Annotated in this window: 10 protein-coding genes; 7 read left to right on the top strand and 3 right to left on the bottom strand. The window is 64.2% G+C overall.

Annotation, left to right across the window (positions count from 1 at the left end):
- Positions 1-366 precede the first annotated feature (366 nt).
- The 6 genes from ACIPUB_RS05200 to ACIPUB_RS05175 all read left to right on the top strand — a co-directional run bounded on the left by ACIPUB_RS05200 (position 367) and on the right by ACIPUB_RS05175 (position 7655).
- Positions 367-900 carry a hypothetical protein gene (locus ACIPUB_RS05200; RefSeq protein ID WP_407606402.1) on the top strand — a complete coding sequence of 178 codons (534 nt, stop codon included), beginning with the start codon at positions 367-369 and terminating at the stop codon, positions 898-900.
- A gap of 47 nt (positions 901-947) precedes the next feature.
- Positions 948-2579 carry a multicopper oxidase family protein gene (locus tag ACIPUB_RS05195; RefSeq protein ID WP_407606401.1) on the top strand — a complete coding sequence of 544 codons (1632 nt, stop codon included), beginning with the start codon at positions 948-950 and terminating at the stop codon, positions 2577-2579.
- A gap of 2 nt (positions 2580-2581) precedes the next feature.
- Entirely contained in the window at positions 2582-3109 is a 528-nt protein-coding gene (gene lepB, locus ACIPUB_RS05190; RefSeq protein WP_407606400.1) for a signal peptidase I, read from the top strand.
- 414 nt (positions 3110-3523) lie between these two features.
- The gene (locus ACIPUB_RS05185; RefSeq protein WP_407606399.1) at positions 3524-4150 is read left to right on the top strand and encodes a hypothetical protein; all 627 of its coding nucleotides are present in this window, start codon (positions 3524-3526) and stop codon (positions 4148-4150) included.
- 98 nt (positions 4151-4248) lie between these two features.
- Entirely contained in the window at positions 4249-6630 is a 2382-nt protein-coding gene (locus tag ACIPUB_RS05180) for an Ig-like domain-containing protein (RefSeq protein ID WP_407606398.1), read from the top strand.
- 224 nt (positions 6631-6854) lie between these two features.
- Positions 6855-7655 (top strand): DUF427 domain-containing protein, encoded by an 801-nt coding sequence (locus ACIPUB_RS05175; protein ID WP_407606397.1) that lies wholly within the window; start codon positions 6855-6857, stop codon positions 7653-7655.
- A gap of 32 nt (positions 7656-7687) precedes the next feature.
- Here ACIPUB_RS05175 and ACIPUB_RS05170 read toward each other — a convergent pair whose 3' ends face one another.
- The gene (locus tag ACIPUB_RS05170) at positions 7688-8227 is read right to left on the bottom strand and encodes a GNAT family N-acetyltransferase (RefSeq protein ID WP_407606396.1); all 540 of its coding nucleotides are present in this window, start codon (positions 8225-8227) and stop codon (positions 7688-7690) included.
- A 258-nt stretch (positions 8228-8485) separates the two neighbouring features.
- Entirely contained in the window at positions 8486-8701 is a 216-nt protein-coding gene (locus ACIPUB_RS05165) for a hypothetical protein (protein ID WP_407606395.1), read from the bottom strand.
- A 232-nt stretch (positions 8702-8933) separates the two neighbouring features.
- On the opposite strand from ACIPUB_RS05165, the gene ACIPUB_RS05160 reads away from it, so the two are divergent.
- Positions 8934-9911 carry a hypothetical protein gene (locus tag ACIPUB_RS05160; protein ID WP_407606394.1) on the top strand — a complete coding sequence of 326 codons (978 nt, stop codon included), beginning with the start codon at positions 8934-8936 and terminating at the stop codon, positions 9909-9911.
- 37 nt (positions 9912-9948) lie between these two features.
- Here ACIPUB_RS05160 and ACIPUB_RS05155 read toward each other — a convergent pair whose 3' ends face one another.
- The gene (locus ACIPUB_RS05155; RefSeq protein WP_407606393.1) at positions 9949-11511 is read right to left on the bottom strand and encodes a chitinase; all 1563 of its coding nucleotides are present in this window, start codon (positions 11509-11511) and stop codon (positions 9949-9951) included.
- Between the last annotated feature and the right edge of the window lie 90 nt (positions 11512-11601).

The following is an 11601-nucleotide window of genomic DNA, read 5'->3' as shown; positions in this document are numbered from 1 at the left end:
ACCCCATTGGCCACTGCATCCCCAACAGACCATGCCGCCCCAAGCCCTCCGTTCGCGGTCCCCAAGACCGGAGTGTTGCATCCGTGATGTTCACCCGAACCTACCAACATGCGGCGCGTTTGTTTAGGGTTGCCGGCCATTGCCATTTTCGGCGGGCGATCCAGCCCCACGGCGCAGTGCAGGCAGCGGCGGAACAGGCCGCCGGAGCGCCTGCCCGCTTGGATGCCGAGGACCGGGTGGATTGCTGCACCAGTGGCCGCCGGACACTGAAGGCCATGGCGCGGGATTGTTGCGGCGTGGCCACGGATCCAGTTTCTGACAAGGAACTCAAGGTTTTCCCAAGGTTACTTTGGACAATGTGTGGACATGGGTACTGTTGCGGTTCGAACGCTTCGGCCGGCAACGGCCACACGTCGCTACCTCATGGTCATCCCTCTGGGGTTATTGTGCTTACTCGCCATCGGACTTGGCTACTCGCTCACCACGGCCAAGACCGCTCCAAGTGTGCAATTGGGTGCACCGGCGGAGATTCCAGGGGGCATCGCCATGATCACGGGGGTTGTCCCGTTGGAGGTGGACGGATGGCAACCGCCCTCCCCCGTGGCGGCCCTGCAGCAAGATGCACAGGACGGCGCCCACCGGGTGCGCGTCGAAGTGCAGTTCACGTCCCTGGACCCTGCCGGTACCCGGCTGGATCCGGCAAGATTCATCGTCGACGGACTCGGATCGGGCCAACCGGTCCCGCTCTGGTCCTCTCCGGATGCAGCCTTTGTCCAAGAAGGTGAATCCGTGCGGGCCACCATGGTTTTCGAGCTGCCGGACAAGGCCGTTGCCTTGGTGCTCGAAGGTCCGGACGGTGGCCGCCTTTCGCTGGGGAAGGAACACCATTCAGGCGGTTGACCGCCTGACTTTCACGAAACACCAGTAAGAAGCTTGGGGTAATTTCAATGTCCATTTCCAGAAGGGAATTGATCCAACTAGGCGGCCTTGGGGGCCTGGGGATCATCGGTGCGGGTCTGGTGACGGTGCCGATATCCACCGTCTCCGCCAAGTCCGCGAGCCAGCTGCGCGCCGGTGACATGCCCAAACCGTACGCGGCTGCGTTCGCCAGGCCTCCGGTCCTGCATCCATCGTCCGTCTCCACCGGAGTCGACGGCGCCAAGGTGAACCACTACCGGATCAGCATGCGCCAGGCTGTCGCGCAGATCCTCCCGCGCCAGACCACCGGTATCCTCGGCTACAACGGCATCTTTCCCGGCCCCACCATTGAGCTGGAACAAGGCACCCGTGCGGTGGTGCACATGCGCAACCACATGCCGAAGAACCACCCGACGTTCGGTCACCTGCTGGCGACCTCCACGCACCTGCACGGTTCGGCGTCATTGCCTCAATTTGACGGCTACGCCAGCGACGTGACGCTGCCGGGGTTCTATAAGGATTATTACTATCCCAATACCCAGGCCGCACGCTCGCTCTGGTACCACGACCACGGTGTCCACTTCACGGCGCAGAACGTCTATTCGGGCCTCGCCGCGCTGTACATCATGCACGACGCGACGGAGCGGGAGCTGTTGCCACAAGGCGCCTTCGACGTGCCGTTGATCATCAGCGACGCCATGTTCGCCGCCAACGGCAGCCTGGCCTACGACGACCGGGACCATTCCGGTCTCTGGGGCGACGTGATCCTGGTCAACGGCAGGCCCTGGCCGGTGATGAAGGTCCAACCGCGGGTGTATCGCTTCCGCGTGCTCAACGCATCCATCTCACGCTCCTATCGCCCGACGCTGAGCACCGGAGACCCCATGTACGTGGTGGCCACCGACGGCGGGCTGATGCCGCGGAGCCAGGCCGTCAAGTACTGGCGCCACGGGATGGCCGAACGGTATGAGGTGCTGATCGACTTCAGCAAGTACAAGCCGGGGCAGCGCATCCAATTGCGGAACCTGTCCAATGCGAACAACCGGGACTATGACAACACGAACAAGATCATGGCCTTTGATGTCGTCGCACCCCCGAGCGAAACGGAGATGAAGCTCGACCCGAAGTGGAACTTCATTCCCAGCACGCTGGCGGACAGCCACGTGATGGGACTGACCAAGGATGATGCGGAGGAAAAGCGCTACTTCCGGGTGCAGCGCGACGACGGGGTCGAACCCTGGACCATCAACGGAGTGACCTGGGAAGACGTCATCGCCAGCAACTTCAAGCTCGCCAGCGCGGATCCCAAACTGGGCTCCGTGGAGATCTGGGAAATCGAGAACAAGTCCGGCGGCTGGTTCCATCCGGTCCACATCCACCTCATCGATTTCCAGATCCTCAGCCGGAACGGCAAGCCGCCCGCGGCCTGGGAACGGGGCCCGAAGGACGTGGTGTACATCGGAGAAAACGAGAAGGTCAAGGTCATCATGAAATTCGGACCGCACATGGGCCGATACATGGTGCATTGCCACAACCTCCCGCACGAGGACCATTCCATGATGTTCCAATTCCGGGTGGGCCTGGGCGAAATGGATGAGGATGTCAATGACCCGATCCTTGCCGCACCGTGCCAGTTCGACACCGAAACGGGAGATGACTGAGCGTGGCCATCACGGACCGCCCCGGAGCACCCGCCGCCGGACGGCGGCGGGTGCTCCGGGTCAGGTTCACGACCATCGCCGCCGCAGTGTTTGTGCTCGTGACCCTGGCCTGCCGGCTCTGGATCCTGGAGCCGGTGGCGGTCCAGTCGGACAGCATGGAACCCACGGTGAAGGCCGGCAGCCTGGTGTTTGTCTTCAAGCCGGGGCCGGAGCTCTCGGGCGTGCATTCGGGTGATCTGGTGGTTTTCCCGTCCCCGGTGGACGGAACTCCCCTGATCAAGCGGGTCGTTGCCGTCGGAGGGCAGCAGATCGAGGTCCAGGACGCGGTGCTGTATGTCGATTCGTCCCCGGTGGACGAGCCGTTCGTGGACCTGGCCACCATCGACGGGACCTACTACCCACGCACAGACGTCCCCGACGGGACCGTTTTCGTCATGGGCGACAACCGGGAGCGATCGATCGATTCACGGGACTACGGACCGGTTTCGCTCGAGGACATCGACGGGCTGGTCCTCGGAGCCAAGCCCTGAGGTGTATTGACCAGACTCGGCCTCCCGTAGGCCGAGCAGTGGCCTGGAAAAAAATTGGGCCCGATGCTGTCCACGGCGCGGGGACATGCCCAGCCACCTCGGTGGCCTCCCCGGAGCTGTTGGGCCTGCGCTGTGCTGGGGACGGCCCGGGGGCATCTGGGCTGTCGCGAAAACTCCGGGCCCCAAGTGTTGCCGACGAGGGAGCGAACCTTGGCGCTGAGCTGGTCAAACGTTCCTCGACCTGGCGTGCTTGCTGGCGCGACGCCCGAAACCCGGCTAGTGTCGAGTATGTTGTCTCTCCCCGCAATTTGTGAGCGTCAGCGTTTGGGGACGAACTCGTGTATTTCCGGAACAGCCAGCTTGGCGAACCGGGTAGCAAATCAATACATCGATTCCGAGGCAAGGACCCCAGCCATGAAAACCCCTTCTGCGCGTACCCGTAAAATCGCCATGTTCGGCGCCGCCCCGTTGGCCGTCCTGATTGCCGGTGCAATGGTCTGGCAGGGTTCCCAAGCAGCCTTTACGGCTTCCACCCGCAACGCCGGCAGCGCATGGAGCACCGGCAACGTGGTACTCACCGACGACGACCTGGGTGCGGCCGCATTCACGGTGGAAAACATCGTCCCCGGCCAGACCGGCCAAAAGTGCATCGTGGTCACTTCCCAATCCAACGTCCCGGGCCAGGTTCGTGCCTACACCCAGAATCTGATATCCGCGAAGGGCCTGGAGGACAGGATCTTCTTCGATTTGGAGCAGGGCGCCGGCGGCTCGTTTAACGATTGCACCGGATTCACTCCGACGGCCAACAACGTCCCGGAAATGTCCATTGCCCAGCTGTCCACTGTCAATCGGGATTTCGCCACCGGCGGCGCGCCATGGGATACGGCAGGCAACCCCGGCGAATCCCAGAGCTATCGCGGGACCTGGCGTTTCGACACCACCGGCATGAGCCAGGACGAGGTCAATGCCCTTCAGGGCGCCCGCGTGGGCATCGACCTGGTGTGGGAACTGCAGTCCGACGAGTCGCCCACCGCTCCGTAGCCCGGCGGCTACGTCAGATCTAACCTGTGAACCGGGAGGAACCCGGGTCCGCCCGGAGCCCCTCCCGGTGGAGCCCGTTATTTTCCGCTGAAGGATGGGTGCCCTTTTTGGCAGCCATTGCCTCGCGACTGTACCTAGGCGTACTTCTGAGCCTGGCCCTGATAGCGATGTTGCCTGCCTTGCTGGGCTGGAACGGCACCGTGGTGCAGAGCGGGTCCATGGAACCGCACATCAGCGCCGGCGACGTGGTGCTTGCGGCGGATTTCGGTGCCACCCAGGAGGTCCCGGTGGGCGGCGTCGTCCAGTTCACCAGCCCGGCGGAGGCCGAACCGGGCGGGGTGGAGAAGACGCGGCTGCACCGAATCGTTGCCGAGAATTCCGACGGTACCTTCGTCACCGCCGGTGACGCCAACACCGAGGTGGACAGCACTCCGCTGGAGCGTGGGCAGATCACGGGCCAGGCCAGGCTGCTGGTTCCGTCAGTGGGCCTCCCCGGGCTCTGGTTGGGCAGCGGGAACCTCGTCGCCCTCGCGTGGTGGATCGTGCTGACACTTTGCGCGGTCGCCCTTGCCGTGTTCTGCGGCCACCGCTCCGAAGACGACGACGATGAGGACAAGAAGGCGGACGAGGCCACCGGCGCCCCTCCTCCGCGGGCTCACGGCTCCCGTCTCTGGAAGGCAAGTGCCGCCATCGGCATCCTGGCCGCCCTGGTTGCCCTGGTGCTGGCCACGGCCTCAACCTTCTCCTCAGCCGCGTTCACGGACTCGACCGCGAATGCGGCCAACACGTTCGAAACGGCAGCGGATTGGACGCCGCCCTCGGTCACCATGCCCACTCCCGGGGCCACGGTGCGGGGCACCGTCCCCCTGACCGCGGTAGCCAGCGATGCCGTATCGGGAATCCGCAGCGTAGCCATCCAGTACCTGCCACCCAACGGCGCGTGGACCACATTGTGCACCCAAGCGGCATCCCCCTATACGTGCCAGTGGAACACCCAGTCGCTCCCGGACGGAACGTATGGCCTCCGTGCCATCGCTACCGACAACGCCGGTCTCACCGCCACCTCCTCCACCGCGCAAACCACGGTGGCGAACACCTTCTCGGTGACGCTCAATAGTCCCGAAGAGTCCGTTCGGGGAACCGTGGAACTCGCCGCCACCCTCAACAGCCCCGGCGGAACCCCGTACGCCGTCCGCGTGGAATACTCCGTGGAGGGCGCCAACAAATGGACCACGCTGTGCCAGATGCCGTCATCACCCTACAAGTGCGCCTGGCCCACCGGCAGCTTCGCCAACATCTCGTACGACCTGCGCGCGGTGGCCGTCGCGGGTGGAACCTCCACCTACTCGGACACCGTCACGGACGTACTGGTGGACAATGCGGCCCCCACAGTGACCATGAACGACCCCGGCACACCGCTTCGGGGAACCAGCACCTTCGCGGCCACGGCCGCAGACGCGCACTCGGGCACCGACCACGTACAGATCCAGTACGCCCGCACCGGCACCAGCACCTGGGCGCAACTCTGCAGCATCACCGAGGCGCCCTACTCCTGCCGTTTCAACACCACGACCCTTGCTTCCGCCTCCTACAGCTTCAGGGCCATCGCCACGGACCAGGCGGGCAACAGCACCACCTCGTCCCCCATCGCCAACAGGGTGGTCGACAACACCGTCTCCTCGGTGTCCCTGGAGGACCCGGGTGCCTATCTGTCGGGCAACACCACCCTCACGGCGGCCGCGAACTCCACGGCCGGCGTGGGCAGTGTCCGGATCCAATCCTCGCCCGCCGGGACGGACACCTGGACCACGCGCTGCACCCTGGCCGCGGCAACGTACTCCTGCGCCTGGGACACGCGGACCGTTGCCGACGGACTGTATGACTTCCGCGCCGTCCTCACCGACGGCGCGGGCAGGGAAACCATCTCCGCGCTCGTAACCAGCCGACGCGTGGACAACAGCCCCCTGCGCGCCGCGGACATCCAGGCCGCCAACGGCACCGGGGTCCCGGGCAAGCTCGACGCCGGCGACACCCTGAGCTTCACCTACAGCCAGCAGGTCAACCTGGCAACCGTCACCCCGGGATGGGCCGGCGCTTCCCTGCCGGTGACCCTCCGGCTGCGCGACGGCAACGTCCAGGGCCTGGGCACCGGCAACAACGGGGACACCGTGGACATCCAGCGGCCGGGCAGCACGGTGAACCTGGGCTCGGTAAACACCAAGGGCAACTTCGCCAAGAGCCAAAAGACCGTCACCTTCAACGCCACCATGTCGGCGACGACGGTGACCACCGCCGGGGTTCCCAGAACCAGCGTCACCGTGACGCTGGGTGCCCCCACCGGCGGGGCCGGCAGCCTGCGCACCTCCACCACGGCCGTCGCCATGGTGTGGACTCCGACTTCGTCCGTTGCCAGCATGTCGGGAGTCGCAAACTCCCTGACGCCCGCTGCCGAAGCCGGGACGCTCGATAGGGACTTCTAACCACGTCATTTGCCTGGTCTTGAGAAAGGGGCCATGCATGCGGCTACCCGGACGCAGTCCGCCGAATGAAGCCGGCCGCTGGCGGTTCGCCCACACACACACACACACACACTGCAATGCGGTTCCGGTTCTTCGGCACACCGCGGGCGGCCACATCAGGATCGTTCGGCTTGCCCACGCATCCGCTCATTGACCGTGCCCCGGGCCGGGCGCATACTGGCGCCGTGGCCACTCGAATTTCACACCTGTTGAACCAGTCATTCTCCGCCTTGAAGTACGAACCGACCGCTAAGAGGGTCCGTGCCACGCTCGGCGGCCAGCCCGTGGTGGATACCACGCACGCGCTCTTGGTCTGGGAACCCCGGCGCATCGTGCCGATCTACGCAATACCCGAATCCGACGTCCTGGCCGAGCTCACCGAGTCCGCTGCCGGGCCTTCCCCCGTTCCGGAGGATGCCAAGGTGCTGACCCCCGATGATGCCTTTGCGCTACACACCGCCGAAGGCACCGTCCTGGATGTCCAGGTGCCCGGGCATGCGCTGGAAGCGGCAGCCTTCCGCCTGGCGGATCCCGATCTGGATGGCGCCGTGCTGCTGGATTTCTGGGCCTTCGACTGGCGTGAGGAAGAACAGTCCATCCACGCCCACCCGCGCGACCCGTTCCACCGGGTCGACATCATTCCCGGCAGCAGGCACGTCCGCGTGGAACTCGAGGGCATGGTGCTGGCCGAATCCTCGCACCCGGTCATGCTCTTTGAGACGCACATTCCACCGCGCTACTACCTGCGGCCCGAGGATGTGAGATGGGATGCGCTGGTGGCCACCGGGACCTCGAGCATGTGCCCGTACAAGGGAACCGCCAACTACTGGGCACCTGCCAGCGGAGGGCGGGACGTGGCATGGAGCTACGCCAAGCCGTTGCCCGAATCCGCGGCCCTGGCCGGGCTGGTCTGCTTCTACAACGAACGGACCGATTTCCTGGTCGACGGAAAACGCCTCGGGCGACCAAAGACGCCCTTCGACTAGGCTCGTGCCCGGCATCCGTGGCACAGGACGACTCAGTCGAAGTCGAGGCGGAACCGACGCTCGATCAGGGGCGGGGTGAAGCGCGGGTCTCCCTTGGTGATCCCCGTGTCCCGCCACCCGTGGCGCAGGTACAGGTCCATGGCCCGCTGGTTTCCCTCGGCGACCCAGAGATAGGCCTCGGCGTAGCCTCGCACGCGCAGCCGCCCGGCGGCCTCACGCAGGAGCACGGTACCCAAACCCCTGCCCCAGCACTCCGGAAGCAGGTTCAGCGCGTACAGTTCCCCGACGTCTGCGGCCGCTTTGTCCCGCGGCACGCCGAACTGGCAAAACCCCACCACCTCCGCGCCAACCACAGCGACGATCGGGCGGTAAACCATTCCCCGGGCCAGGGTCCGCGCCCAGCTCCGGGCGATGAGGTCCACGTCCATGCTCTCCAGGAATGCGGCATCGATGATGCCCGCGTAGGCTGCGCGCCAGGCCGCAACCAGGGCCCGGGCAATGGCCGGGGCGTCGTCCTGGACCGCATCGCGCAACTCGACGACGGGTGCATTCGGTTTCGCGACTGGCTCCATGCCCGTCATCCTAGCTGCGCAGCAAGCTCGAGTCCGCCCTGCCTGCCCGCAGATCGGTCCGGGCCCAGCGCTCATGACACCGGCATTTTTGCGTTAAGGCCAAGATGTCCGGCCGGGAATCCCGGCCGGACATCTTGGATGGAGCAATACCGCGTAGCCTTCCGATGGGCTCTCGAATCCCTCGGGGAATCCGACGAATCAAACCCCTTGGTCATCTGCCTCGGAGAAGGTACCCAGGTCTTTTGCCGGCAGCGGAAGCTACAGCGGCCAGTTGTTGTTGCCGGAGGTGCGGCTGACGCCAGCTTCCGGGTTGACTTCGCGCAACGGCCAGTTGTTGTTGCCGCCCAAGGTCTTGACGATGCCGATGCTCTGCACCGAATCGCTGTCGTGCTTCGCAACGTCGGCGGCACCGCCGACGAATACGGCTCCGGCCAGCAGCAGGGCGGCTAATGCCGATCCCAGGATCTTCTTCATTTGAACTCCGTCTCAATTGATGTTGGGCAAGTGAACGGGACGTTCCCCGCAATGCCCGCACCCAAGACGAGTCGGCACCCCCAAAGGGATATCTTAGTGCTCACCTGCCGTTATTGGGTAGGGTCTTGGCGCTCAATTTGTGGTGAATCCACCTGACACGTTCCAGGCAGGTACATGTCGTGGATGCGCATTCTTGTATCGGCCATTTCCGCCATGCAGCATAATGGTGGGCATGCCCCACCCTTCATTGGAATCCCTTGCCGCCAAGGCCGAAGCGCACCACCGCAGGATTCGGAATTCGGGCGACCAGCAGCAGGTTCTGGAGGCTGCCGCGGAATGTGCCCGCATCTACGGTGCCCTGGGCGAATCCACCAAGGAATCAGATTTTCTCTACGACATGGGCAAGAGCCAGATCCTTACGGGGGCGTACGCCGCGGCGTTGCAGACCGCGGAAAATATCCTGGCGTTCCCCAGGACACAAACCGACCGGGTGTTCAGGGCCCAGGCGTTGATCCTGCGCGCAGCTGCCTTGCGCAACCAGTCCCAGCATGAAGCCGCCGTGGAAACCGCACGCCAGGCCCTCGACGTGATGGCGACAGTGGAAGACAATTACCACGCCCGCGCCGAGGCCTACCAGGGAATTATCGCTTGTTTGGTCGAAGCGGAGAAGATCGACGAAGCCTGGGCCGTGCACGGCCGGTTGTCCGCCACACTGGAAAAGGTTGACGATTCCAAGTTGGCCGGCCAGGGCTTCTGGACACTGGGTAATCTTGCCTTCGCCAGGGGACATCTGGCGGAGGGATTCGACTACCATCAGCGCGCCGCCGACCAACTGCAGCAAAGCAACGACATCCACCTGTGGGCGAGGTTCAACAACGCGAGCGCCGATATGCAATTGCAGGCAGGAGCGGGAAACCAGCAAACCGATGACTGCATTGCCAGGGCCCAGCTGGCCTACGACATCATCGGTGGCAGCGCGGTCGAACTCCTGGGGTTGGCCGGCACCCGGGCTCGGTGGCATCTGGCCAACGGCAGGCTCCAGGAGGCCTCGGACTTGCTGGAAAAGGCGCTGGTCGATGCCTACAACGGCGGGGCGCCGGAAGATGCCTCGGTGCATCTTCTCTGGTCACAGGTCCTGGATGCCCTCGGCCACCATGAATCGGCAACCAGGGAACGCGAACGCGCTGCCCGGATCGAGCGATCGGCATAACACTGGACCGGACCAACACTGCCGTGTCCGTGCGCGCCTAGGGCGCCTTCTTCGTGTCCTTCAGGATTTCCCTGACTTCCTCGTTGCTGAACTTGGTCCACGGGGAATCAACGGCGCCTTGTAGCGCGGCGTCCGGGCTTTGGGCCTGGTTCCACCACCTGGTCTCAAAGATGCGACCCTCGAACAGGACCCGTTCCCCCTTCTCGTAGATCTTCTCAGCCGACCAGGCCGGGTAGGTGCCGGCCGGGACGACGACCGGTACTTCGGGCTTGTCCCCCGGCAGCACCGGGCCAATCAACATCCACGTCGCTGCACCTTCGTCGGACACCGGCAAATCCGGCGCTGCTCCTTCGCTCCACCATTTCGCTTCGTAGACGTTGCCGCGCCACACGACCCGCTCCGACTTGGGGTAGGCGGCATCCTTGTTCCATACGGGGTAGGGGCTCTTGGCGGGGTCATCGACAATGGCTGTCTCCATGGGGGCAGCCATCGGAGCGGAGCCTTGCTGTGCCGTGGCCACCTTCGTCATGTCCGCCGAGAAGACACCGGCGAAGGCCCCCTTGGCCTGGTTGGTTCCACTGCAGTTGTTCGACACGCGCTGCAGGTCCGGGAAGTTCGGGCCGCAGTCGATGTCCCTGTTGGCCGACCACATCGAGATCCTCCCAATTCCGGTGGCGGCAGCAAAGCCCTTCAGCGCCACGGCATCATCAAGCGTGAAGACCTCCCCCATAAGGTCGTTCTGGCCGATCATGGGCGTGAGCCCGATCTTGGCCCACAGTGTCTGATCACCCAGGACCTGGCCCAGGTCGCCGTAGATCGCCTTGAGTTGCGAGTGCGCCGCACGTGCCCCCTGCTCCGAAGCTGCTGCCATGCTCTGGCCCGCGGCACGCGTTTGGCCAAAGTTCATGGTCATGAGGTTCACGCCCGCGAGGTCGACGCCGCCTTCAAGGAGCCTGCCGACTTCACCCTGCCCGGCTTCGGTCATGCCTCGGGTATCCACCGGGAGGGTAACCCACACCTCCAGGGGTTTGCCCGAGTCCTTCGCCCGCTCCTGAAGGGCGGCGACGGCCGAAGCACGCCGCTTAGAGGCAACGGAATCATCGAGGTCGTTTCCCTCAATATCCAAATCCAGCGTGGTGGAATCGTACCGTTGCAGGAAAGCCTCGTAACCGGCAATGATTTTCTGCTCGTCGGTGCAAGCTGTTGCCAGTTCGTCGTTGTTCAGACCACCCGTGGAAATGACGATCTCCCCGCCCTGATCCCGAACGCGGGCTACCTTGCGATCCAGATCAAACATCTCATTCGCGCCATCCATGGAGTAATAGCCACCCCAGGAGTTTGAACAGGGATTCTTGGGATCTGCCACGGCGAACCCCAAGACGACGCGTTCCCCTTCACCCACATTCTCGGCAATGGGATAGAACGGGGTCGAGGTTGCATCCACGTAGGAGCCAAACCAATGTCCCGACCCTGCAGCGCGGGCGGCATCGCGCGAGCTGTTCCAAAGGTACGTTCCCGCTCCCACCACTCCCGCGATGAGTACTGCTACAACAAGGACACGAACCCATGAAAGGCGCCTGCCGGCGGTCAGAGTAGACACAACAATCTCAATTCCCCAATAAACGTCAGCCCGCTTCCCATGGCCAGAACAGCGGGGTGGATGTCGTCGATTTGCAAGACATCCTGGTAC

It is taken from the genome of Paeniglutamicibacter sp. ORCA_105 (genome assembly GCF_045798545.1).
In the GTDB taxonomy this organism is placed as follows: Bacteria; Actinomycetota; Actinomycetes; order Actinomycetales; family Micrococcaceae; genus Paeniglutamicibacter; species Paeniglutamicibacter sulfureus.
The sequence above is the reverse complement of the archived record's forward strand: the minus strand, read 5'-3'. Positions and strand labels throughout refer to the sequence as shown.

Coding starts and splice junctions, on each gene's coding strand:
- ACIPUB_RS05160 (WP_407606394.1), top strand. CDS start 8,934: ATGCCCCACCCTTCATTGGAATCCCTTGCCGCCAAGGCCGAAGCGCAC.
- ACIPUB_RS05185 (WP_407606399.1), top strand. CDS start 3,524: ATGAAAACCCCTTCTGCGCGTACCCGTAAAATCGCCATGTTCGGCGCC.
- ACIPUB_RS05170 (WP_407606396.1), bottom strand. CDS start 8,227: ATGGAGCCAGTCGCGAAACCGAATGCACCCGTCGTCGAGTTGCGCGAT.
- ACIPUB_RS05165 (WP_407606395.1), bottom strand. CDS start 8,701: ATGAAGAAGATCCTGGGATCGGCATTAGCCGCCCTGCTGCTGGCCGGA.
- ACIPUB_RS05195 (WP_407606401.1), top strand. CDS start 948: ATGTCCATTTCCAGAAGGGAATTGATCCAACTAGGCGGCCTTGGGGGC.
- ACIPUB_RS05200 (WP_407606402.1), top strand. CDS start 367: ATGGGTACTGTTGCGGTTCGAACGCTTCGGCCGGCAACGGCCACACGT.